19 protein-coding genes and 2 pseudogenes are annotated in these 23,500 nt (G+C 51.8%); 6 read left to right on the plus strand and 15 right to left on the minus strand.

Annotation, left to right across the window (positions count from 1 at the left end):
- Position 1: 1 nt before the first annotated feature.
- Complete coding sequence (locus G6041_RS20765) at positions 2-271, minus strand: hypothetical protein (RefSeq protein WP_007873284.1); 270 nt, start codon at positions 269-271, stop codon at positions 2-4.
- Between the two features lie 283 nt (positions 272-554).
- Positions 555-2,213, minus strand: a complete 1,659-nt coding sequence (locus G6041_RS20770; protein ID WP_029039502.1) for a methyl-accepting chemotaxis protein — start codon at positions 2,211-2,213, stop codon at positions 555-557.
- Positions 2,214-2,506: 293 nt separating this feature from the next.
- Here G6041_RS20770 and G6041_RS20775 point away from each other — a divergent pair, with 293 nt between their 5' ends.
- A complete protein-coding gene (locus tag G6041_RS20775; RefSeq protein ID WP_041460779.1) occupies positions 2,507-3,307 on the plus strand; it encodes an MBL fold metallo-hydrolase in 801 nt (266 codons plus the stop codon).
- 20 nt (positions 3,308-3,327) lie between these two features.
- On the opposite strand, the gene guaD is transcribed toward G6041_RS20775, so the two are convergent.
- Entirely contained in the window at positions 3,328-4,644 is a 1,317-nt protein-coding gene (guaD, locus tag G6041_RS20780; protein WP_041460780.1) for a guanine deaminase, read from the minus strand.
- A gap of 582 nt (positions 4,645-5,226) precedes the next feature.
- Between guaD and G6041_RS20785 the strand changes: the two genes are divergently transcribed.
- Positions 5,227-5,823: a glutathione S-transferase family protein gene (locus G6041_RS20785; protein ID WP_007854604.1), complete on the plus strand. Its 597-nt coding sequence runs from the start codon at positions 5,227-5,229 to the stop codon at positions 5,821-5,823.
- Positions 5,824-5,862: 39 nt separating this feature from the next.
- Here the strand turns inward: G6041_RS20785 and G6041_RS20790 are convergent, their stop codons facing one another.
- The 5 genes from G6041_RS20790 to rcnR all read right to left on the minus strand — a co-directional run bounded on the left by G6041_RS20790 (position 5,863) and on the right by rcnR (position 12,246).
- Complete coding sequence (locus G6041_RS20790; RefSeq protein ID WP_007854605.1) at positions 5,863-6,249, minus strand: Exc2 family lipoprotein; 387 nt, start codon at positions 6,247-6,249, stop codon at positions 5,863-5,865.
- Positions 6,250-6,487: 238 nt separating this feature from the next.
- Positions 6,488-8,434, minus strand: coding sequence for a methyl-accepting chemotaxis protein (locus G6041_RS20795; protein ID WP_041460781.1), 1,947 nt, complete (start codon positions 8,432-8,434; stop codon positions 6,488-6,490).
- A gap of 360 nt (positions 8,435-8,794) precedes the next feature.
- Positions 8,795-9,565 carry an AAA family ATPase gene (locus G6041_RS20800; protein ID WP_011999011.1) on the minus strand — a complete coding sequence of 257 codons (771 nt, stop codon included), beginning with the start codon at positions 9,563-9,565 and terminating at the stop codon, positions 8,795-8,797.
- A 570-nt stretch (positions 9,566-10,135) separates the two neighbouring features.
- Positions 10,136-11,392 carry an AAA family ATPase gene (locus G6041_RS20805; protein WP_171966393.1) on the minus strand — a complete coding sequence of 419 codons (1,257 nt, stop codon included), beginning with the start codon at positions 11,390-11,392 and terminating at the stop codon, positions 10,136-10,138.
- Between the two features lie 581 nt (positions 11,393-11,973).
- The gene (gene rcnR, locus G6041_RS20810; protein ID WP_000019951.1) at positions 11,974-12,246 is read right to left on the minus strand and encodes a Ni(II)/Co(II)-binding transcriptional repressor RcnR; all 273 of its coding nucleotides are present in this window, start codon (positions 12,244-12,246) and stop codon (positions 11,974-11,976) included.
- A 122-nt stretch (positions 12,247-12,368) separates the two neighbouring features.
- On the opposite strand from rcnR, the gene G6041_RS20815 reads away from it, so the two are divergent.
- On the plus strand, positions 12,369-13,484 hold the full coding sequence (locus tag G6041_RS20815) for a nickel/cobalt efflux protein RcnA (protein ID WP_001572377.1): 1,116 nt from the start codon (positions 12,369-12,371) through the stop codon (positions 13,482-13,484).
- 257 nt (positions 13,485-13,741) lie between these two features.
- On the opposite strand, the gene G6041_RS20820 is transcribed toward G6041_RS20815, so the two are convergent.
- Both G6041_RS20820 and pcoS read right to left on the minus strand, forming a co-directional pair.
- On the minus strand, positions 13,742-14,176 hold the full coding sequence (locus G6041_RS20820; protein ID WP_000723070.1) for a hypothetical protein: 435 nt from the start codon (positions 14,174-14,176) through the stop codon (positions 13,742-13,744).
- Between the two features lie 217 nt (positions 14,177-14,393).
- Positions 14,394-15,740: a copper resistance membrane spanning protein PcoS gene (pcoS, locus tag G6041_RS20825; RefSeq protein ID WP_001572376.1), complete on the minus strand. Its 1,347-nt coding sequence runs from the start codon at positions 15,738-15,740 to the stop codon at positions 14,394-14,396.
- A gap of 83 nt (positions 15,741-15,823) precedes the next feature.
- Between pcoS and G6041_RS20830 the strand changes: the two genes are divergently transcribed.
- The 3 genes from G6041_RS20830 to G6041_RS20840 all read left to right on the plus strand — a co-directional run bounded on the left by G6041_RS20830 (position 15,824) and on the right by G6041_RS20840 (position 19,108).
- Positions 15,824-16,747, plus strand: coding sequence for an IS5-like element IS903B family transposase (locus G6041_RS20830; protein ID WP_001572374.1), 924 nt, complete (start codon positions 15,824-15,826; stop codon positions 16,745-16,747).
- Between the two features lie 188 nt (positions 16,748-16,935).
- Positions 16,936-18,555: a phosphoethanolamine--lipid A transferase MCR-9.1 gene (locus G6041_RS20835; RefSeq protein ID WP_001572373.1), complete on the plus strand. Its 1,620-nt coding sequence runs from the start codon at positions 16,936-16,938 to the stop codon at positions 18,553-18,555.
- A gap of 76 nt (positions 18,556-18,631) precedes the next feature.
- Positions 18,632-19,108, plus strand: coding sequence for a WbuC family cupin fold metalloprotein (locus tag G6041_RS20840; protein ID WP_001572372.1), 477 nt, complete (start codon positions 18,632-18,634; stop codon positions 19,106-19,108).
- Between the two features lie 212 nt (positions 19,109-19,320).
- On the opposite strand, the gene qseC-like is transcribed toward G6041_RS20840, so the two are convergent.
- The 5 genes and pseudogenes from qseC-like to G6041_RS20865 form a co-directional block, all read right to left on the minus strand.
- Positions 19,321-20,670, minus strand: coding sequence for a QseC-like sensor histidine kinase (qseC-like, locus tag G6041_RS20845; RefSeq protein ID WP_001572371.1), 1,350 nt, complete (start codon positions 20,668-20,670; stop codon positions 19,321-19,323).
- Positions 20,646-21,314, minus strand: a complete 669-nt coding sequence (gene qseB-like, locus G6041_RS20850) for a QseB-like response regulator transcription factor (RefSeq protein WP_001572368.1) — start codon at positions 21,312-21,314, stop codon at positions 20,646-20,648. The genes qseC-like and qseB-like overlap by 25 nt, the downstream gene beginning before the upstream one ends.
- Positions 21,315-21,507: 193 nt before the next feature.
- Positions 21,508-22,533: an ExeA family protein gene (locus G6041_RS20855; protein WP_077909719.1), complete on the minus strand. Its 1,026-nt coding sequence runs from the start codon at positions 22,531-22,533 to the stop codon at positions 21,508-21,510.
- Positions 22,466-23,374: pseudogene (locus G6041_RS20860) on the minus strand (IS481 family transposase); the annotation flags it as partial. The gene G6041_RS20855 and the pseudogene G6041_RS20860, both read right to left, overlap by 68 nt.
- A 51-nt stretch (positions 23,375-23,425) precedes the next feature.
- A pseudogene (locus G6041_RS20865) lies at positions 23,426-23,500 on the minus strand (IS6 family transposase); the annotation flags it as partial.

Raw genomic sequence — 23,500 nt, forward strand, 5'->3', positions numbered from 1 at the left:
TTTACCTGGCGTGAAAAAAATATCCCACCAGCGCCAGTACCACCACAATAACGCCTGAGAAAATCGCTCCGCTGGCCCATGCGAAGGGAGCGATCTCTTCTTCTTTTTTGATATCCGCGTAACGCTTTAGTGCCTGCTCTGCCAGGGGCGCGTCAATCTCTTCGAACTGCTTTTCATAGCCTTTGGCTTTAAGCCGCGAGGCTTTTTCGGTATCGGCTTTATCGAACGCAAACAGCTGAGTGCCTTTCTTATAGAAGACAAATGTGGTCATGGTGGACTCCTGTCGTGGTGACGCGCTATGCCTAACATACCGGAGCGGAATACATTTTGTACATGAATACCTTAAAGCGCTTTTAGCAGAAAAGCAGACCGTCGCTGATACATACAACCATGAATAAGTGTCCATCAGCCGGAATGGAAAAACAGAGGAAGTGGTGGCGGGGAATTATTCGCAGGGCGGTCGGGCATACAGGGAATGATCGGTAATCCGCCTGTAAAAACGCCCGGTACAGGTACCGGGCGTGGCATAAAAAATAACGTTTTTTATCTGCTAATCAGAAGCTCTGCCAGTCGTTATCTGATACCGCGGCGGCGGCGGGCACCGGGCGCAGCGTTTTGATTGGCGTCACCGGCGCGGCGACATGACGCGCCGCGCTTTTCGCATGACTGGCGGCGGCGATGGTAAATGCACCAACCAGCTGGTTCAGGGATGCGGCCTGCTCCATCAGCGACTGCGACGCCGCCGAAGCCTGCTCGACCAGCGCGGCGTTCTGCTGGGTTACATCGTCCATCTGGTTGACGGCCAGATGCACCTGATTGATGCCCTGCGCCTGCTCCTGCGCGGCGACCGAAATCTCATCAACAATATCCGTTACCTGACGCACCGCCTCGGTCATTTTGCCGATATTCTGGCCGACGCCTTCCGCCTGCGCGGAACCGGTTTCGACGTATTGCATTGAGTTCTCAATCAGTTCTTTGATTTCCCGCGCGGAGGAGGACGAACGCTGCGCCAGCGTGCGCACTTCACCGGCCACCACGGCAAACCCTCTGCCCTGCTCGCCCGCACGCGCGGCTTCTACCGCAGCGTTGAGCGCCAGGATGTTGGTCTGGAAGGCAATCCCCTCGATCATCGCGATAATGTCGGTGATTTTCGAGGAACTGTCGCGAATACTGCTCATGGTCGTCAGCATGGTATTGACGCGCGACTGGCTGTCTTCCGAAATATCACGCGCGTTTTTCGCAAGCTGGCTTGCAAGCTGGGTATTTTCCGCAGTCTGACGCACGGTTTCGCTCAGCTCTGACATGCTGGCGGCAGTCTGCTCCAGCGAAGCGGCCTGTTCTTCTGTGCGCGACGAGAGATCTTCGTTACCGGCGGAGATCTGCCCGGAGGCCGAGCTGACCGACTGCGCGGACGCTTCGACAGCGGCGAGTGATGAAGCCACATTGGCTGCCAGCGTATTGTACGCTTTGGCCGTCTGGCCTATCTCATCCTTACGGGAATCGTCAGCGCGCAGTGTCAGATCAAGATGCTCGCTCGCCGTTTCCAGCGTCTGGCGCATGCTGTTGAGCTGGTTGCGAATCGAGAAGATGGTCTTCAGCGTGAAAAAGCCGAGAATAAGGATGACCACTGCCGAGCCGCCAATCAGCGTCCAGAGCGTCTGGTAATAGGAGCTATCATTTTCCTTACGCAGCGTTTTGCCGACGTCAATGTTGACCCCCAGCTGTTTCTGGTACAGCGCGATCAACTGACGCGCGGCACCGCCGACACCGTTGTCATCACGCAGTGCGGCGAGCGCGAGAGCGTTGTTGTGTGCACGCGAGCTCTCTAAAAATGCCGGTAACCGGGACTGAACCGTCTGAATCAGCGTACCGGCGCTTTCAGAAATCTGCCGGTCTTCCTCGCTGGAGATTTCATTTTGCAGGTAAAACTGGTTCTGCGTGGTGATGCGGTTAATGACCGTATCAATCTCTTTTTCAATCTCGGCCTGACCTGATGCGTCAGCGGTATTCTGGTGGCGGTAGAGCCAGATAATTAATGTATTACTACCATCAATCATTTTGCCGATATCAAGCACCGACGGAAGCGTGTTTTCCTGGACGTACTGGAACCTTGCCTGAAAATTGCTGACGACCACTACCGATGTGATCACCATAGCGATCAGCGCGGCAGAAAGTAATGAAAACGTCAGCATAAGACGTTGTGTAATGGACATGGAGTGTTTCCTCGGTGATGCTTATTTTTGCTGTATGGAGCCAGTGCTTAAATCAAACCGGCACAACGAATATCGGCAGCCAGGCATGCAATAATTAGCCTCCGGCAGACGCTTTCTCGTATGCCCATGATTAACAAAACATTAAATTTTTTAAAGTAATGACCTGGGAATGGTGTGGGAATTTGTTGCGGTGCTTTTTTAGGCTCGCCACGGCGCTTTGCTCTAAGGTTTATGTCAGTAAGCGAAAGCCTGTGCGCCGTTGCACTGGCGTCGCCACACCTCAGGAGGCCTTTGTGATCACACTGTGTAACGCCTGCGGCACGTCATATCAGGTTGACAATGCCCGGCCACAGCGCTGCAAAATTTGTGACGATGAGCGGCAGTTTGTTCCGGTAACGGGGCAGCAATGGGTGGACCATGATGCGCTGCTGGCGACCCATTCCAATAAATGGAAGCAGCATACCCCGGATCTTTTCAGCATCCGGACGGTGCCGGATTTTGCGATTGGCCAGCGTGCGTTTCTGCTGCGTACCCCGCAGGGAAATATTCTCTGGGACTGCGTCGCCACCCTGGATGACGCCACAAAAACCCTGATTGCCGCGCTGGGCGGTCTGATGGCCATTGCCATTTCGCATCCGCACTTTTACACCACCATGCAGGACTGGGCGGCCGCCTTTAACGCGCCGGTGTATCTGCATGCCAGCGACCGCGAATGGATAATGCGCGACAGCCCGTTTATCCGCCTCTGGGAGGGAGATGAACTGACGCTGGCTGAGGATATCCGCGTGATTCGCCTCGGCGGCCATTTTGCCGGTGGCTGCGTACTGCATGACGCGCGCGGCGACGGCCTGCTGCTGAGCGGTGATATTTTGCAGGTGACGCCGGGGGCGAAGAGCGTCTCATTTATGTGGAGTTATCCGAATATGCTGCCGCTACCGGCCGCCACCGTCAGCGCGATGACAGACCGGCTGCGCGGCGTGTCATTTTCGACGCTATGGGGCGCGTTTGAAGGCCGTGAAATCACTGCCGACGCCAGCGAGCGGGTGCGCCGTTCGGGGGAAAAATATGTGGCGTGTCTGAATCGCGCGGATTAACGCTTTTTATTTCGTGACGCTCAGGCCCGTTCATACGCGACCCGACCATCAACATAGGTGCGGTATATCGCGCGATCGTCACCCAGCGTCATCATCACGAAAAGCTTATCAAACAGGGTCGCGGAATTGTCATAGCGGAGCTGCTGCAGCGGCGTTGAGGTCGGCTCCAGCACCACAAAATCGGCCTCTTTGCCGGGCATAAAGTTACCAATAAGATGATCAAGCCCCAGCGCTTTCGCGCCGCCGAGCGTGGCAAGATAGAACGCCTCGTCAGCGGATAACGGATAGCCCTGCAACTGCCCGACTTTGTATGCCTCGTTCAGCGTTTGCAGCATGTTGAACGTGGTTCCCGCGCCGATGTCCGTTCCCATTCCGACTTTCACTTTTTTCTGCCACGCTTTTGGCAGATTAAACAAACCGCTGCCGAGATAGAGATTAGATGTGGGGCAGAAAGCGATGCTGGAGCCCGTGTCTCGCAGGCGATCCCACTCGCGCTCTTCAAGATGAACACAGTGCGCGAAGATGCAGTTGTGCCCGGTCAGGCCATAGTGATGATACACATCCAGATAGTCGTCACGCTCCGGATACAGCGTTTTCACCCACTCGATTTCAGCCTGATGTTCAGACAAATGCGTCTGGAACCAGGTATCCGGATATTCTTCGCGCAGGCGCTGCGCCATCGCCAGTTGTTCCGGTGTCGACGTCGGGGCAAAACGCGGCGTGATGGCATACAGCAGCCGCCCTTTTTTATGCCAGCGTTCAATCAGCGCCTTGCTCTGTTCATAACTGCTTTGCGCATCATCCAGTAGCCAGTCGGGCGCGTTGCGATCCATCATGACTTTACTGGCGATAAGACGCATATTGATTTGGCTGGCTTCCTCGAACAGCGCGTCCACTGACTGCGGATGCACTGAGCCAAAAACCAGCGCCGTTGTGGTGCCGTTTCGTAATAACTGCTTAATAAAAAAAGCGGACATTTCGCGCGCGTATTCCCGATCTTCATAGCGTCGCTCGGCAGGGAACGTATATTTATTGAGCCAGTCGAGGAGCTGTTCGCCATACGCGCCGACCATTTCACTCTGTGGGTAATGAATATGCGTATCGATAAAGCCCGGCACCACCAGTTTTCCGCGGTAATCACGCACGCGGACCGTATCCGGAACCTGTTGTTTTCCTTTTTCCCACTCACCGAACCATTCAATTTTCCCGTGACGAATCAGCAGTAAGCCGTCTTCCATAAACCGCAGCGCCGGTGCTATCTCCTGAGGCGTTTCAGCGGTCCTGGTGAAATCAATAAAACTGCCGCGTACGGCTTTTAAGGTCTGTTCTGCTGACATCATCACCTCCTGCAGTCTGTCTTTTTTCTTCTGTGACTCTCTGTTGATGGGTTTTAATGCACTTTTCGTAGTATAGGATTTTCTCTCTGAGGGGCATTGCGATGGCGCACGTCATGTCCGGCGCACAGGCTGAAACGGCGTGCCTTTACCCTGCTAAGCCAAAAACCGTGCAGCGAATTAATGGTTTCACTACACCTTCGGAGTGGGACTGACGGAGTCAGGCCGTATCTCCGGCCTGCGGGTCCGCAGGAGCCGCCTGGCGGTGTAGTTACAACATACATTTAAGCGAATCTAGTTTACCCGCCCTTCGGGCGGGCGCGGGCGGCCCGGCAATGGGCAATCGCGCGCTCAGGGGTTCAGGAGTGAAACTGACGCCACAACCGTGGCCGGAAGCGACGCGGGCGTTTCCGAACGGTGCCTACGGTTTCAGTGGCGGTCCAGCATGTTTGAATTGTATGTTGTAACTATAAAAAGGCGTTTGTGGTGTGCTTTTACTGGTAATGGTGACTGACAACATCGATAGTGTATTGCCGTCAGTAAGCGTAAACGTTACGCAACTACGACGCTAACAGGAGACGTTCCGTGATTGTTTATACTTATCCCAAGAGCCGCTCGCTCAGGGTGCTCTGGACGCTTGAAGAACTGGGCATGCCGTATGAGTCCATCAAAGCCGATATTCTTTGCGACGCCCCGGAAGTACCCTCGCCGCATCCGCGCGGTAAAGTCCCGTTTCTGACAGATGGCGACGTTTCCATTTGCGAGACGCTGGCCATCTGCACCTGGCTTTGCGAAAAACAGCCTGCCACCGCGCTTTTTCCCGCCGATCCCGTCCGACGCGCCGCGATAAACAGCTGGATCAGTTTCGCCTTAACGGATCTGGAATCGCCGGTATGGAATTTACTTAAACAGATGATTTTTGTGCCGGAAGCGCAGCGGTCCGCCGCACTGACACATTACTTCAAAACCGAAGCCGCAAAAGCCGTGGCGATGGTGGATTTGGCGGACAACGCACCGTGGATAGCGGGCGATGATTTTACGCTGGCCGATATTTTTATGTCGCATACACTTTTCTGGGCAAAACTGGGCGGTATTACGCTTGGCGAGACGCTCGAAAATTACGTGAATCGCGCCTTTTCCCGCCCCGCGTTTATCCAGGCCCAGCAGCGAAATAACCAGTGATGACGGCCAGCAGGTATATTATCGCCACCGCGTATGCCCTCACCGGCCGTAAAAGCCGTCCAGATAGGTTTGCGCCAAATCGTCACCCAGCATCCGTTTTTCGCGCGGGCTGGTGTTGTCATCGAGAAACTGGCCGCGATGATTGGCAAATTCACTGGTGGTCTGCATACCGCAGGCATCGTCACGGTAAGCCTTCGCCTGACGCTCTGCCCAGGCGATGTCGCGCCCCTGTGCTTTATCCGTTTTGCCCTGATTGTAGACGCTGGTAAATGCCGGCAGAAACGCGGCGATGCTGCCTGCTTTATCGACCCTTAAATTCGCGTCGTGTGATTCCATACCCTGCAAAACATAGTGGCGCGCGTGCATTTCTGGCGACGTTCTGGCCGTACATCCTGCCAACAGCGTAGCCACAGCCACAACTACCATTCCATAACGCCTCATATTTTCTTCCTGAAGTTGTCTGTTTATCGTGTTGAGGCCCGGCGCATGTTGCTTTTGTGCGCTAACCCCATGTATCAAGCGACAAATATTACCGCGCTAAATACAGGGTTAATACATACCGAATCAGGGGATTGCGCGGACTCAGAAGACATGCATTTGTCCGATGCCCATAAAAAAGCCGCGCAGGGTGAGCCCTGCACGGCTTATCTGCAACATCCTCTCGTCAGCCCCTCTGCTGGCGGGTACTGAAGAATGCCAGCGCGGTTTCCAGCGCTTTCGCCTGCTCTTCAAGCGACATCGCCGCGGCCGAAACCTGCTGCACCAGCGAGGCGTTCTGCTGGGTCACGCTGTCCATCTGATTCACCGCCACGCTAATTTGATCCACGCCGCGGGTCTGTTCATCCAGCGCCCGCACGATTTCATTGATAGCCAGATGAACGCTGGTCACGGCTTCGATTATCTGTTTCATCGTTGAGCCGGTTTCATTGACCAGCGTCACACCCTGCCCGACGCGACCGGTCGATTCTGCGATGAGTTGCGAAATTTCCTTCGCCGCGTTGGCGCTGCGGCTCGCGAGCGTGCGAACTTCACCGGCCACGACGGCGAAACCGCGCCCCTGCTCACCGGCGCGTGCCGCTTCCACGGCCGCGTTCAGCGCCAGAATGTTAGTCTGGAAGGCGATGCTGTCGATGATGCTGGTGATGTCGCTGATTTTCTGCGAACTCTCATCCACCTGCGACATCACATGCACCACGCGATCGACCAGCGCTTCGCCCGCACCGGCGATATCTTTCGCGTGCTCCGTCAGCACAATGGCGCGTGAAGCGCTTTCGGCGTTGTTTTTCACCGTCGCGGAAATTTCTTCCATGCTGGCCGCCGTCTCGACAATTGCCGCCGCCTGCTCCTCGGTGCGGGAGGCGAGATCGGTATTGCCTGCGGCGATTTCACTGCTGCCGGCGCGCACGGAATGACTGGCGTCGCTGATATCGCCGACAATCTCGCGCAACCGCGACTGCATGGTGCTTAACGCATAAAAGATGCTCCGGGTATCGCCCTGCTGTACCGGAATCGCGTTATTCAGGTTGCCATGCGCGACAGAGAGCGCGATTTCGGACGCCTCCAGCGGCTCACCGCCCACCGGGCGCGCCACTTTGCGGGTAAACACCAGCGCCACCACCAGGCTCACAACCGCGATGCTCAGCACCATCAGAATGAGGGCATTGATAAGCCCCTGCCAGGCTTCGGCCATCACCACGCTCACCGGCGTGACCACCGCCAGCTTCCACGGCGTGCCGCTGTTGCCCACGGCAATCGTGTTCCAGGTGATAAACGCCGGTTCGCCCAGCACCGGGTCGTCATAGCGAATCACTTCGCGGCCCGTCACAGTGCCCTTATAAGGCTTGCCGATAGTCGCTTTATCCGGCGCGGAGATCACTTTATTGTCAGCCGAGAGGAGCAGCGCATAGCCCACGCCATCCCAGGGTTTGATCGCGCCCACCATTCTTTGCAGCGTTTCGAGAGAGAAATCGGACGTCACCGAGCCCTGGAATTTGCCGTCGCGCATTATCGGGGCGGCAATCGAGGTCAGCATCACATCCACGCCGTTGTACGGGTAAATGTACGGCTCGATGATGACATCTTTCTGGCGCTGACGCGGGAGGACGTAATAGTCACCGCTGCCGGGCGTTTCATAATCCACCAGATTATGCAGCGCCGGGTTACCTGCACTGTCACGATCCACATAACGCGCATAGCGCCCTTTGGGATCCTGGCCCGCCTGCCCTGCAAACGTGGCGTCGTTGGCATCAAACGCGTTGGGTTCAAAGGTCAGTGACATCGATAAAAAATCATCATGCGCACGCAGAAAGCTGACTAACAGCTGCTCCAGGCCTTTACGATCGTTAAGCCCGGACTCACGCAGCGACCACGCGCTGATACCCACATCGCGCGCGGCGGTTAACGCCGAATCCAGACGACGGCTCACCTCTAAGGTTTCCGTTTGCGCAATTTGTTGCAGGTGTTTTTTCGCGACATATTCCTGCTGCGACATCGATTGCCAGAGCAGTAAACCCATCGTGATACCAAAGCCTGCGGTTATCGTGACGAAAATCGATAACAGCATGAGGGTTTTGGTCTTAAGCCTTCTTTTCGAAGGATGCTGAGCGATCATTCTCTTCTCCCGGACGCCGCCAGAAAGGCGGGACATATTTACTCACTATCGGCAACTATCCAGGAAGCCTTATGCGTACAGGCCATTAAATTTTCTTAACGCAAACGGGTCGGAATAAGCGAAACGGGGAAACGTATTACGATCAACGAGAAGGGAAACAGACTGGATTCAGAAAAAAAGCGGGCCGCCTGACATCGCAGCGGCCCGTAAACAGAATATTGGCTAAGGTGCCCCTTTTCCTGATGATGCTATCGTAGCGCCATAACCTTAAGGGAAACTTAAGGCATAAGTTAAATCTTAAATATTTACAAAGCGCGCGTTCCGCAGGCAATAAAACGATGGGCATCCGCGCCCGCACGATCAGGACTCAACAAATTCCAGTTTCGCTTTTACGCGTTCAAGCGACTGAAGATAATCGATATTCTCAATAAGTTGATGTAATTCCCGGGTTTCGCCGCCCGACGCCGCCAGCGCATCTTTAATAAAAGGCGAATGGCCGAAACGATGTAAGATCACATTTTTCTTTTGCATCCCGTTCAGCGAACAGAGTGTGATATAGCGGAAGCGTTTTTTATACGTGGCGTCATTTTTCAGTTTTTCCGTCGCCTCACAGGGCGCGGAAATAATGCAGCGGAACGGCGTCATCAGATACGGCTTAAGCAAGTTCAGTAAGCGCATTCCCGGCGACATCTCGTCGTTTTCCGGCGTGAACGCGTGCGTGCCATCCAGATACAGTATGACCTTATACCGCCCGGCGAGCGCCACGGCGAGTGCCAGCTTTTTCTCTATCTCTTCCTCACTGGCATTCCCGGCAAACAGCGACACCATATTTATTTCAGCCAGATGGCACCCTGGCTGGATCTGCAACAGGTAACGCGAGAGATTACGGACAAAACAGGATTTGCCAACCCCTTCATTTCCCGATACCACCAGGCTGTTGGTATTACGGCATGACAGAATCGCCAGCGCCGAAAGAATTTCCGTTTCGCGATACATCACGTCAGGAATATTTCCGACCGCAAGCATAGCCATCAAATCGGTGGCGTGAATGCCGTTCTCTTCCAGCCCGGAATAAAACGCCTTCCTGTCATGTTGTGGCTCAATCGTGAACAAATTGTTAGGTGGTGTCATTTTATTTTCCTTAAGCGTGTAATTACAAATGTAATAATCCCGGCCTCATTCATTACGGAATAAGGCCTTTGATCGCGCTACGCTTTTATCTTTAAGAATAATGATGGCGCCAGTGAGCAGACACGATTTATCCGACGCCAGAGCCATTTCTGCCTGCGTTTTTACGTGTCTTTTCTGCGCATTACGATGTTAAAAGCGTCCCGTTGAATACCCCATGTAGGTTTTGCATCTCCCGTCAGGCTTGCAGGTCATCAATACCCGACGAGATTGCATCAGGAAAACTTGATAATTAAGTATCACTAAAATTTGATTTAGCGTGAAGATAGGCAAAAATCTTAAAGCCGTCAACCGCCGAAATAATTATCGATAAATAAGTTATTCCTTATCCCGTGAATCGGCGAATTAAGATTTTCCTCAGTATTAATTCCGGAAATAAAGCGGTAATTTGTCCTGTTATTTTTTGACGCGGTTAAACACTGACGTCACCGAAATGACCGCAACCTGCCATGCGTACACAGAAAAAACCCTGCCGGAGCAGGGTTTGTTGCGCAATAAGATGCAAATCGCGTATCAGAACGTACTGTAAAGCAGCGCGGACACCGTGAGCAGGCCACCGGTGGCGACCATGACAGCCGTCGGGCCGCGCAGTGAACGCAGCGCATCGCGGGTGTAAATGAGGTACGTCGGGATCAGGAAAAGAAAGATGGCGGTCAGCGGTCCGCAGACTGTCTCAATCAGCGTAATCACGTCCGGGTTAAGATCCACCACGCCGAATGTCGCGATAAACATCGCGAGGAACGCGAGCGTCTTCGCCTGTTTCTTCATGCCTGCGTGCCCGGCCACCAGCGCCGTAATGGTTTCCGCAACAGGCAGGCACACGCCAAGAAACGATTTCGTCATCCCGACGATGGCAATAAAAGGCGCGATCATAAACAGCAGATCCAGGCCGCCCTGGCTTTGCATCACCGAGAGCATATTGAGGTTTTCCGCTTTCGCCCGGGCGAAGGTGGCCGGAGGGTTCGCGAGAAGGCAGCTCAGCACAAAGAACACGATGCTGAAAATGATCAGCGCATAGGCCACACGCACAACCCGCACCGACTTCATCTCGCCGCCATGACCACTCTCGCGATAATATGACGCCAGCGGCGCAATCAGCGGCGCAGAGCAGAGCGCGAAAGAGATAAGCGGCAGCGTCAGCCAGATATTTTTAAACGCCTCACCGGCGGGCTCGCCAGCCGGGATGAGCGGCATACTGAAATTCGCCAGGCTCCAGGCGGGGATCTGGATAACCGCTATCAGCAGCAGCGACAACGCAAACGGCAGCGCCAGCGCACCCATCATACTCACCACTTTGTCACGGCCTTTACTGAGCGCCAGGAATAAAGCCGCGACGACAATAAACGCCAGCAGTGCGCGGTTCACCGGGGCGAAATGCAGACGATTAACCAGATAATCCGAGAGCGCGTTAACCAGCGAAATGGCATAGACCAGGGTGACCGGGAAATGGGCGACGCAGAAGAAAACACGAATTGCCGTTCTCCCCTTTGCGCCGAAAAATGCGCCAAAAAGCGGTAACGTACCGTCATCGGGCTGGTTGTCGCGCATAAATACACGGCAGATTAGCACATGCGGCACCAGCGAGAGGGGAATGCCCAGCACCAGCAGCAGAAGAAAAACCAGCGGGCCGCGCGTGCCGATTTCGACAGGAAGGAACAGTGTCCCTGCGCCAACGGTGGCACCATAAACGCCCAGCATCCAGAGGGTATCTCTGAATGTCCAGCCGGTACGGGCAGGCAGGCTGCTGTCCGTAGTGGTTGATATTGTCATTGTCTCTGTTTTCAGCTTGTAGATTAAGAATGTACCGATGCCGTTTTCACAGGCCGGTTAAGGAAAAACGCACAGGGCGCAAACAGGGGCTGAATGATATAGAAATCGGCCGCTGAATTCGAAGTTCACTGCGGATAAAACGTAAATAAACGCAACGACGCGCGTGGTGTACACAGACATTAAAGTTGTCTCCTTTAACATGAAAAAGACTTTAAAGTTGTCTACTTCTTCAGATAGACCTACTTAACAGGATACTAAGTAGGTCATCTCCTTTCTCGCGTAGCATCTCTCGACGTTCACAGCAGAGGACACGTTTCAAAATGTCATCCAAAATTTTTTTCCATTATCTGACGTTGGGTGATTTTGATGGTCAGCGAGTAGAGGCTTTAACAATGTGGGTTGCCCTGAGCAAAGTAAGGGAAGTAGATGTACCAGAAATGTACGCGTTGCCTTGCATGAAGGGGGGCATCTTAAAGCTCATTGATTAAACAAACTCACTATGCCGCTACAAACAGCCCAAAACCGTCACTTGATAACGTGTTATTTAGATAAATTAATGCTCAGGGCTTTTAGCCAAACTGTCACTTGATGTAAGAATCCAGAACCTTCAGCACAACGTCCAGGTCTTCTTCTCGTTTCTGTTCTTCACTTTCATGAACAATATGTTCAGTCAAATGTCCTTTAATCACTTCACGCAATAAACCATTCACGGCACCACGTATGGCGGCTATTTGTTGCAGTACAGCGGCACATTCGTGAGGTTCATCAAGCATTTTTTTCAGCGCAGCAACCTGCCCCTGGATCTTGCTTGTACGTGCTTTCAGTTTTTGTTTATCGCGGATGGTATGTGACATGTGGGCTCTCACTCTCCTGGATATTTTATGTAACTATACCAGCGTTATTCTACTGGGGGGTAGTATATTTTACTGGGGGGGAGTAGAATCCGGCCTACACTTAATAACCAAGAATGATTCTCATGAACGAATTTACGACACTTCTTCAGCAAGGCAACGCATGGTTTTTCATCCCCAGCGCCATTCTGCTTGGCGCGCTTCATGGACTGGAGCCCGGGCACTCCAAAACAATGATGGCAGCATTCATCATTGCTATAAAAGGCACCGTACGTCAGGCCGTGATGCTGGGTGTCGCGGCAACATTGTCGCACACTGCAGTCGTATGGCTGATTGCTTTTGGAGGGATGTATATCAGTAATAAATTTACCGCAGAATCAGCCGAACCCTGGCTACAGATGGTCTCTTCAGTGATCATCCTTGGTACGGCTTTTTGGATGTTCTGGCGAACCTGGAGCGGTGAGAAAAACTGGCTGGAGGGAATGCAGGAGAATGAACATCATCACCATGACGAAACAAGGTTGATCGATACTGGCCATGGAAAAGTTGAACTGTCCATTTTTGAAGAAGGACAACTTCCCCACTGGCGGCTACGCACTCTTAGTGGCCAAAGATGGGCTTCTGAAGATATCTCATTAACCACACTTCGGGAAAACAGTACGATCTCTCAGACTTTTGAATTTGTTGATCATGGTGATTATCTGGAGTCAACATCTCCCATCCCTGAGCCTCACAGTTTCAACGTACGTCTGTCTCTGGGACATCGTGGTCATGTCCATGACTATGATGTGGCGTTCGCTGAACACGACCATGACCATGACCACTCTGAGCTTGATGGGCTGGATGTGAATTCGAAAGAGTATCAGGACGCTCACGAACTGGCTCATGCCAATGACATAAAACGCCGCTTCGACGGGAAAGAAGTAACCAACGGGCAAATCCTGATATTTGGACTGACAGGAGGGCTTATCCCTTGCCCGGCAGCTATAACTGTATTGTTGATCTGCCTTCAGCTTAAAGCGCTTACGCTGGGTGCCACACTGGTTGTTTGTTTCAGTATCGGCCTGGCATTGACCCTCGTAACGGTTGGAGTGGGTGCGGCGATCAGCGTTCGTCAGGTCGCCAAACGCTGGAGTGGCTTCAATACCATCGCCAGAAGAGCCCCCTATATTTCAAGCGCCCTGATTGCTGCTGTTGGGATTTACATGGGTATACATGGCTGGAATGGGCTGGTGCATTAACACCGGTACTGATGACACACACTCTGGGTACTTACAAAGTACATCCTAAGCGCCACCGTTGAGGTTATGAGCAGAAAAACCCGGAATATAAAGCTGCTCTTTCCGGGACTTGTTGCTGAGGCAGGGATTAAGTAACTGATTAAATCCATTCCCATAAGACTCAATGATAAATGAAAGAATAAAAAAAACGCTCCCGGACGGGAGCGTAAGCCAGTGACTTCGGCGTCAAATGAGGGTCTAACAAGTGGAGCTGCGGGTTAATTCTGGGTGATCTGGCTGCGATGCTTTTCAGCCTGCTGCTGATGAATAACGGAAGACTGACCATTATTCGCCTTCTCGTGCACAACAGCGGCTTTTTCATGCTCGTTCATTTCTGAAAATGACGTTGCTGATTCGTTGGTGGCCCCTGGTTTGCCTTTCATCATTTTTTTATGCATCTCCGCCATGTCCTGGTGGGCAGAAGCGTTGCCGTTTTGCATCATTTCATGGGACATTGCAGCCTGATCGTGTCCGCTCATATCCATCATTGTCATACTGTCTCCCTGAACAGCGCTTTTTTCAGAGGTTGACTGCATCTGATGGGCGGGTGCCTGGGCATTATTTACCTGGTCATGCATGTTCATTGTCTCTGCAGCCATGGCGGATGAAGCGACAGCCATAATGGCAACAAATGATACAAGGATCTTTTTCATGGTTGGGTCTCCGGTGTTTTCATACCCAAACAATCAACGGCTTATAACAGAGAAAGCATTTGATCTCAGGGCGGGTTATTCATCACTCCAGGAACCAGGTGATTGTGTTATCACTCTGCTCCTGATTTATGTATGATTATAAAAAACCGCCTCTGTTTATCGCGTGACTGAATGATGACAATTTTGTCACCTTCCAGGTTTCTCCTGAAGAACGGGATTAATCCATTAACAGGCGCACACTGAACACAATTTCCCGCCCCTGCTGTTCTGCTGACAGCTCGCCGCCATGAGCATGAATGATCGACCTTGTAATTGATAATCCCAGCCCCGCGCCTTCCGTGTTGTGGACCCTTGATGAATCAGCTCGATAGAACCGATCAAACAAACGTTCCAGATTAGCGGGAACCTGGCCGGACATCGTATTCGTAATCATCACGTTCACACAGTCACTGTCACGCTCAAGGTGTATCGCTGTACAGGTGTTATCGGGAGAATACTTGATTGCATTGGAAAGCAGGTTACTGAAAGCACGTCGCAGCATATCGCTGTCTCCGGCAACAACGCCCTCTCCTTCAACGGTGATTGTCTTTCCTGTTTCGTCTGCCAGAGGCTCGAACAGCTCACGTAATTCATTCAGTTCGGCGGCCAGATCCACATCATGTTTATCCAGCTGCAGCAGACCATGCTCTGAACGTGCCAGAAAAAGCATATCACTGGTCATTCGTGACAACCTTTTCAGTTCTTCCAGGTAAGCGAATAAGATTTCGCGGTAATGCGAAACATCCCTTTCCTTAGCCAGTGCAAACTGCGTCTGCATCATCAGATTACTGACCGGTGTGCGCAGCTCATGCGCGATGTCAGACGAGAAATCTGACAGTTTCCGGAATGACCCCTCCAGGCGATCGAACATGTTATTGAACTCCTGCATGGTCTCAGAAATTTCCGGCGGAGCCAAATCGGGATTAAGACGCTGATCCAGGCTGTGTACGGTCATGGAGGAAGCCAGACTGGTCATTTCCCGTAGCGGTTTCAGACCAATACGTGTGGTCAGCCAGCCCAGAAAAACAGAAATAAAGACCAGACCGATATTGAACCAGAACAGCCAGGTACTGAGCTTATCCATAAACAGGGTGTGATACCCAGTATCCGTGGCAACCGTAATGATGACATGTTTGCTTTTACCCTGTTCCGGCGTCACGGCAACCCGCCGCGAGATACTGCGGTACACGGTGTTATTTTCTTCCGTCTGGATCATATAGTCGAGAATATCACCCGACTTATTAAGCAGGACCGCTGGAACAACAGAATTTTTGGCATAGAGTTCAACAATTTTTTCATTTTCCATGTTTTTTATAGAAATGAATAAACCATTGTGCCCTACCATCGCATCGTTTATTTTTTCTGATAATGACTTAATATCCGTTTTGTTCCGGAACGTCTCTGTTTTAAGAAACTCTTCGGTGAGCTGAAGTTTACCTGTCAGAAAATCGCGGTCCTGATTATCGAAATAGCCATTAAGGGTGCTAATCAGGATAAAACTTGATAACCACCATACCGTAAGCATCACCGCGGCTTTGTTGAATAAATCGAACTTTTGCTGAGTTGAAGGATCAGATCACGCATCTTCCCGACAACGCAGACCGTTCCGTGGCAAAGCAAAAGTTCAAAATCACCAACTGGCCCACCTACAATAAAGCCCTCATCAACCGTGGCTCCATAACTTTCTGGCTGGATGATGAAGCTATTCAGGCCTGGTATGAGTCGGCAGCGCCTTCTTCACGAGGCAGACCTCAGCGCTATTCTGACCTTGCCATCACGACTGTGCTGGTCATTAAACGCGTATTCAGGCTGACCCTGCGCGCTGCGCAGGGCTTTATTGATTCCATTTTTTCTCTGATGAACGTTCCGCTACGCTGCCCGGATTACAGCTGTGTCAGCAGGCGGGCAAAGTCGGTTAATGTCAGTTTCAAAACGCCCACCCGGGGTGAAATCGCACACCTGGTAATTGATTCCACCGGGCTGAAGGTCTTCGGTGAAGGCGAGTGGAAAGTCAAAAAGCATGGCCAGGAACGCCGCCGTATCTGGCGTAAGCTGCATCTCGCCGTTGACAGTAAAACACATGAAATCATCTGCGCTGACCTGTCGCTGAACAACGTTACGGACTCAGAGGCCTTCCCCGGGTTAATCCGGCAAACCCACCGGAAAATCAGGTCAGCCGCCGCCGATGGCGCTTACGATACCCGGCTATGTCACGATGAACTGCGGCATAAGAAAATCAGCGCGCTTATCCCTCCCCGAAAAGGTGCGGGTTACTGGCCCGGTGAATATGCAGACCGTAACCGTGCAGTGGCTAATCAGCGAATGACCGGGAGTAATGCGCGGTGGAAATGGACAACAGATTACAACCGTCGCTCGATAGCGGAAACGGCGATGTACCGGGTAAAACAGCTGTTCGGGGGTTCACTGACGCTGCGTGACTACGATGGTCAGGTTGCGGAGGCTATGGCCCTGGTACGAGCGCTGAACAAAATGACGAAAGCAGGTATGCCTGAAAGCGTGCGTATTGCCTGAAAACACAACCCGCTACGGGGGAGACTTACCCGAAATCTGATTTATTCAACAAAGCCTCGTTAAGGTTAACCTAAGATTTCAGAATGATAATCTCTGCTTTGCAGCGAATAAGGCAATCATAATATTAGATTGAATTGTTGTAATTATCATCAATGTTTTTACTGGTTTACTATTTTCCGGAGGTGTTAATGCCTGTACTTTTCAGGGTGAAAGTTATTCCGCTGGTTTTACTTCTGGCAATGATCTTTGCGTTTTTACTTAACTGGCCAATATTGCTGCATTTTTACGAGATTTTGTCGCATTTAGAGCATGTCAAAATTGGTTTTGTCATTTCTATTCCCTTTGTTCTGGTTGCGGCGCTTAACGTTGTTTTTATGCCTTTCTCAGTTCGTTTTCTGCTGAAACCTTTCTTTGCTTTACTGTTTATCACTGGCTCACTGGTCAGTTATTCGACACTAAAATATAAAGTAATGTTTGATCAAACGATGATTCAAAACATTATTGAAACTAACCCCCAGGAAGCGCATTCCTATCTTAATGGCTCAATTATTATATGGTTCGTCTTTACCGGTATCCTTCCTGCCATCCTCCTTTTTTCAATAAAAATTCAATATCCTGAAAAATGGTATAAAGGCATTGCTTACCGTTTGCTCTCCGTGCTGGCATCGTTGAGTTTGATTGCAGGTGTTGCCGCACTTTATTATCAGGATTATGCCTCTGTCGGCCGCAATAACTCGACATTGAATAAAGAGATCATCCCGGCGAACTACGCTTACAGCACTTTCCAGTATGTTAAGGATACGTACTTTACGACTAAAGTGCCTTTCCAGACGCTGGGGAATGATGCTAAACGCGTCGTCGCTCACGAAAAACCCACGCTGATGTTCCTGGTGATTGGCGAAACGGCACGCAGCCAGAATTTCTCGATGAACGGTTATTCGCGTGATACCAATGCCTTTACCAGCAAATCCGGCGGCGTTATTTCGTTTAAAAATATGCATTCCTGCGGTACCGCTACCGCAATATCCGTTCCGTGCATGTTCTCGAATATGAATCGCACCGAGTACGACAGTAAAAAAGCATCTAACAGTGAAAATTTCCTCGACATCGTGCAGAAAACCGGTGTCTCGCTGTTATGGAAAGAGAACGATGGCGGTTGTAAAGGCGTATGTAGCCGCATCCCGACTGTCGAAATTAAGCCTAGTGATAACCCGAAACTGTGCGATGGCAAAACGTGCCATGACGAGGTGATGCTGGAAAACCTTGATGATGAAATCGCCAAAATGCCAGGTGATAAGCTTGTCGCCTTCCATATCATTGGCAGCCATGGACCGACTTATTACCTGCGTTATCCGGCTGAGCATCGCCACTTCATGCCCGAATGTGCACGTAGCGATATCGAAAACTGTACTCAGGAACAATTGGTCAACACCTACGACAACACCCTTCGTTATACAGACTATGTATTAGCTGAGATGATTGAAAAGCTAAAAAATTACAGCGATCAGTACAACACCGTGCTGCTTTATGTGTCCGATCATGGTGAATCATTGGGCGAAAGCGGGCTATATCTGCACGGCACGCCGTACAAACTGGCACCGGATCAGCAGACGCATATTCCGATGCAGGTCTGGATGTCACCGGGCTTTATCGCCGGGAAACACATCAACATGTCTTGCCTTGAAAATAATGCGGCGAAAAAATCATATTCCCACGACAACCTGTTCTCATCGATTTTGGGGCTGTGGGACGTAAGCACCAGCGTCTATAATCCTGACCGCGATTTGTTCCGCGAATGCCGTGGCTAATCGATTGTTAGTATAACAAAAAGCCTTACGGCAACCTGGTTGCCGTAAGCTGCAAGAATGCAATAAGGCTTATAATATGAAACAACTTACTTTCAACGACCTACGCAAGCAAAGCGCACAAGCCGCAAATTCCCCCCGCTTACGTGCCCATCATAATTTCCACCCTGAATTGAGCGACCCGGTGCAGCGTCTGGCTATTGCTATGGAACCGGGAACTTATGTTCGCCCTCATCGCCACCCGCATACTTTTGAACTGCTGACATCCCTTACCGGTCGCTTTTTGGTATTGAACTTTGATGACCTGGGTAACCTGACCCAGCGCGTCGTGTTAGGTGAGGACTGTAAAGTGCTGGAGATGGATGCAGGCACCTGGCATACCGTATTGTCACTGGATGAAGGCGGCGTTATTTTTGAGGTAAAACACGGTAGGTACCAGCCTGTTGCTGATCAAGATGCCGCCCCATGGGCCCCCGCCGAAAACGAGCCGGGAACTGCAGAGCTGATGAAATGGTACACACAGGCGCAAGTAGGTGATGGCGGATATCCGCGGTAATTAATGCGTTGCACGGAGTGCCATTCTCTCCTTCGCGCCAACTTCAAAGGCTAAGACGCTTCCTCCCAAATCACCTACTCGTAAACCTGTGGCAAGAGTAGAAAATCATCTTATGCAAATAACAGGCAATATCCTTACCGAGGTCGGGATGCAGGCAAAACACCAGCAGAACGCAAAGTATCTCCAGTAAGAGTACAATTTTCATCTACATTTTATCGCGCAGATTGCAGTGGCAGGACAATGCTGACCAGTACGCCTGAGGTAAACTGGCTGGCAGGGGCTAAAGTAACTTTCCCACCCAGCCGCGTGACGCATGCTTTGACTATCGCTAAGCCCAACCCAGAGCCGGGTTGGGTCACGCCTTCAGGGCGATAAAATGCATCGAACACGCGCATCCTTTCTTCTGCGGCAATACCGGGACCGTTATCTTCAACTTTAATGATCGCTTCGTGCTGCGATACCATCACGCTGAGATCAATTTGTCCGTGTTCCGGTATATAGCGGATTGCGTTTTCTACCAGATTTTTCACGATAATAGTGAGTGTGTATTTATCGGTGTAAACCAGCTGACTCGCACTGGCAGTTTCCAGTACGCCAATATCAATACTTTTTTCCAGAGCAAGTGGATGCAGGGATTCAATCACCTCCCTGAATAACTGTGTAATGAGCAGAGGCTGATTATTTCCTTGCCGCGTATTTTGCTGTTCGCGGGCAAGCAGAAGCAGCTGTTCTAACAAGTTTTTGGTTCGGCTTAACCCTTGTTGCAGGCTGTTCAGCCGGAATTGCGCTTCGGGCGACATTTCGCTCGCCGACAGCCGCTCCGCCTGTAGCGACAATGCCGTTAGCGGGGTACGTAACTCATGGGCCGCATCGGCGATAAAACGTGACTGTGTCTGCATGGCATCGTTAACTTTGTGCAACAATTTATTGATACCACCCACAAATGGACGAATTTCATCAGGAATGGCATCTTCAGGGAACGGCGTCAAATTGCGTTCATCTCGCTGATGCACCTCATCGGCAAGGAGTGAAACGGGGCGAAAGGCTTTCCGGATCAGATCAGTCGCAACCAGCAACAGTATCGGCAACAGCAGACTGAGCGGGATCAACGTGCGCAGTGCGCTTTCAAATGAGATTTCGTCGCGTACGTCAAGCTGCTGACCAATGGCGACCAATTGGGTGGGTGAAAGTCGATGCACCAATACACGATACGATTCTCCGCCGGAAATTACGTTCTGAAAACCTTCATGCATGGGCGTTTCCAGCTGAAAAGTGGGGTCGCGGGCCTGCAGGGAATTACCGTTTTCCGATATGAATTCCACCACCACTCGGGAATCATTATCACCATCCAGTTGCTTAACAAGAGTCTGCGAGTCAGGGTTGTCATATATCACACTGGCGATTTGGGTCAGGGTGCCATCCTGTAGTTCATGGGCTTCGTCGAGTGCAAAATAGAAGGTAAGACCACAGGAAATAACTGCGGTAAATAAAATGGCGACGCTCAGGGCTACCGAGAGCTGTAGCTTCAGAGAGTTTTTCACTCGCTTTTGGAAACCAGCCATCCGACCCCCCTGACATTTTTGATGGCATTCCGGCCGAGCTTTTTACGTAGAGCGTGGATGAAATACTCAACAGCGTTACTTTCAATCTCATCCCCCCAGCCATAAATACGGTCTTCAAGATCGCTGCGAGAGAGAATACCGCCGGGGCGCTGCATGAGTGCTTCCAGAAGAGCATACTCGCGCTTCGAAAGTAAAAAGTTCTCTCCGCTGGCCAACAAACACACTTCGTGACTGACCGGGTTCAGGCTGAGCACACCGTTACTCAGCAATCGATCACTGTTGCCGTTATGTCGTCGCAAAACAGCGCGTATCCGCGCGAGCAGTTCGCTGAACTCGAACGGTTTAATTAGGTAATCGTCTGCTCCACTGTCGAGGCCGTGAAGTCTGTCCGTAAGGGCATCCCGCGCGGTGACAATCACCACCGGTACGGATGATCCCTGACGGCGAAGTGCGTTCATGACGCTAAAGCCGTCCTGTCCCGGCAGCCCAAGATCCAGGAGCACAATGTCATAATGCTGCGCGAAGCAACTGGCCAGCGCATCATTGCCATTTTTCATCCAGTCCACCGCATACGACGCATCGCGTAACGAATTCGCCACCACGTCGCCGATCATCAGATCATCTTCAACCAGTAAAATTCTCATCGCGTTGATAATCCCTATGTGTAGTGGCTCGCAATCGAAATCCCTCCGACTCGCAATCAGCGCATATTTCGGCTCACATTAACTGCAAATGAAAAACGCCCCCGACTCACATTAAGTGACAATGGGCTCGCAATCAGCCAGACGGACTCGCAATCCAGTCCGCCGGGCTCACAATAACTGCAAATAGACATCGTCATATCGGTAGGCCGACCGCCAACATTCTGTCGCGTAGCTCGGCTGTGCGGGCAGGGTCTAACTGATTGTTAAATAATGCCCTGATTTCAGCAGGTTTTGCATCAAACTGCTCCACCATATCTTTCAGCCGGTAACCATGCCGCGTGAGTGTCGGTTCCAGGTCATCCAGTTGACGTGACAGTACGGATTCAACCAGCGTGGCGGTAATCGGCTTTTCACCTGTCTGGTATCCTGCTTCCATCGCCAGCGTCAGGTGCAACTGGACCTGCAGCGGTGTACGAAGTTTCATCGCCAACAGGTCAACTGCTTCGGTCGTCAGAATATCTTCCGGCTTACCCTTGCCGGTGCTGGTTTTCAGCAACCACTGGATATATTCGCGCTGGCTGCCGGTGATCCCGTCCAGCGTAAAAATATCGGTACGATAACCGATTTCCTCCATCGTCGGACGACGCAGGTCATTACGCAGTTTAGGGTGACCTGCCAGAACGACAGATAGCCGTCCTCCGCCGTCTTCAACCACTTCCATCAACCGTTTGAGCCCCGTCAGTGTATTACCGTTCAGGTCATGCGCCTCATCAACAAACAGCGCCACCGGGCGTTTACCTTTTTTGACCAGCTCCTGCAGTTCCCGCTCGCGACGTTCACCCTGCTTGGGGATCTGCACCTGCTTATCCTGCGCCAGGTCGTAAAACAGGGCGTTAATCAGCGTGGCGAGCCGGACACTCTGTTTGTCGACCGACAGGGAACGGGCGACAATGATTTTGTTTTCATCCATCAGTTGCTGCTGCAGGCGTCGCAGAGTGACTGTTTTGCCACTTCCGACCACACCACAGACGGCTATCAGACGCCCTTCGCGTATCGCCCCTTTAATGTCTTTCATCAACTGCTTATGGTGAGCAGTTTCATAATACCTGGCCTGTTCAATAGACTGCGTCAGCCCATAATGCTCCATCACTTCAACCCGCATGGTCTTCTCCTGGTTGTCTGTTACGAAAATAGTCTCTGATGCGGGCGAGTACTTCATTACGGTTTAGCGTCTCAGCCAGAATACTGTCGATAAACGCCCGGTCTTCATCCGGCATTCTGGCCAGCGGAATGGCCAGATCGTCGGCAATAGCCAGTTTTGCCGCAATAACGGTGGGAAAGTGGTATTCAAATTTTCGGGCATCAAAGGGCTGATGTGGCAATTCATCAATGCGCTGCTGGGTGTCATCACTGACCACGCGGAGATCGCTTCCGGACAACGCGCTGATGGGGATGTTCAGCTGTCTGGCCAGAGCATGAATACGATCGGCCCGTTCAGCCGCTTTGCCACGCCTGAACGTCCGATAACGGTGTAGTGGCACAGGCCCCGATACCGGATAATAAGGCCCCCATGTTTCACCGGTAAACTCCACATACATCTCTTCGTCAAACAACCCCCACAGCAGAATGACGATTTCCCCCGCCATATCCGGTTCAACTTCCCATGCGGTGCCGTCTATCGTTACCCGCGCATCAACACCCACCTTGCGGGATTCCGGCTCCCGGGCGAACCGACCGTATTGTTCCCAGCTGCACATATCTCTCACGCCGTCCCGGGGGATATTTGCCAGCCAGTCCTCCAGGCGCGAGTGTTTCTCGCTGCGGTGTTGCTGCGCATTGTAACGACTCAGATAGTTCCAGAGCCATTCGTTGGCCTGCAGCTCCGTCTCCGGTTTATGGAAATGGTACAGGGTTTCATGTGCCTCTTTAACGGTCCTGAAAGGACGCTCTACTTTACCTTTGGACCGTGCCGTTGTCCGGGTGCCATCCTTACCTGCCGGTGTATGCGTCAGCCAGTCAACTTTCAGGGACTGCATCACATTCTGGAATACATGGCTTTGGCACTGTTGCAAAGTTAGCGATGAGGCAGCCTTTTGTCTTATTCAAAGGCCTTACATTTCAAAAACTCTGCTTACCAGGCGCATTTCGCCCAGGGGATCACCATAATAAAATGCTGAGGCCTGGCC

The sequence above is a fragment of the Cronobacter sp. HA18003 genome (genome assembly GCF_011605905.1).
GTDB lineage: Bacteria > Pseudomonadota > Gammaproteobacteria > Enterobacterales > Enterobacteriaceae > Cronobacter > Cronobacter sakazakii.

Bases quoted from the DNA above. Each gene is read 5' to 3' on its own strand.
- G6041_RS20840 (WP_001572372.1), top strand. From the start codon at position 18,632: ATGAAACAACTTACTTTCAACGACCTACGCAAGCAAAGCGCACAAGCC.
- G6041_RS20765 (WP_007873284.1), bottom strand. From the start codon at position 271: ATGACCACATTTGTCTTCTATAAGAAAGGCACTCAGCTGTTTGCGTTC.
- G6041_RS20835 (WP_001572373.1), top strand. From the start codon at position 16,936: ATGCCTGTACTTTTCAGGGTGAAAGTTATTCCGCTGGTTTTACTTCTG.
- qseB-like (WP_001572368.1), bottom strand. From the start codon at position 21,314: ATGAGAATTTTACTGGTTGAAGATGATCTGATGATCGGCGACGTGGTG.
- G6041_RS20770 (WP_029039502.1), bottom strand. From the start codon at position 2,213: ATGTCCATTACACAACGTCTTATGCTGACGTTTTCATTACTTTCTGCC.
- rcnR (WP_000019951.1), bottom strand. From the start codon at position 12,246: ATGTCACATACCATCCGCGATAAACAAAAACTGAAAGCACGTACAAGC.
- pcoS (WP_001572376.1), bottom strand. From the start codon at position 15,740: ATGCTTACGGTATGGTGGTTATCAAGTTTTATCCTGATTAGCACCCTT.
- G6041_RS20815 (WP_001572377.1), top strand. From the start codon at position 12,369: ATGAACGAATTTACGACACTTCTTCAGCAAGGCAACGCATGGTTTTTC.
- guaD (WP_041460780.1), bottom strand. From the start codon at position 4,644: ATGTCAGCAGAACAGACCTTAAAAGCCGTACGCGGCAGTTTTATTGAT.
- G6041_RS20795 (WP_041460781.1), bottom strand. From the start codon at position 8,434: ATGATCGCTCAGCATCCTTCGAAAAGAAGGCTTAAGACCAAAACCCTC.
- G6041_RS20820 (WP_000723070.1), bottom strand. From the start codon at position 14,176: ATGAAAAAGATCCTTGTATCATTTGTTGCCATTATGGCTGTCGCTTCA.
- G6041_RS20855 (WP_077909719.1), bottom strand. From the start codon at position 22,533: ATGAAGTACTCGCCCGCATCAGAGACTATTTTCGTAACAGACAACCAG.
- G6041_RS20805 (WP_171966393.1), bottom strand. From the start codon at position 11,392: ATGACAATATCAACCACTACGGACAGCAGCCTGCCTGCCCGTACCGGC.
- G6041_RS20800 (WP_011999011.1), bottom strand. From the start codon at position 9,565: ATGACACCACCTAACAATTTGTTCACGATTGAGCCACAACATGACAGG.
- G6041_RS20790 (WP_007854605.1), bottom strand. From the start codon at position 6,249: ATGGTAGTTGTGGCTGTGGCTACGCTGTTGGCAGGATGTACGGCCAGA.
- qseC-like (WP_001572371.1), bottom strand. From the start codon at position 20,670: ATGGCTGGTTTCCAAAAGCGAGTGAAAAACTCTCTGAAGCTACAGCTC.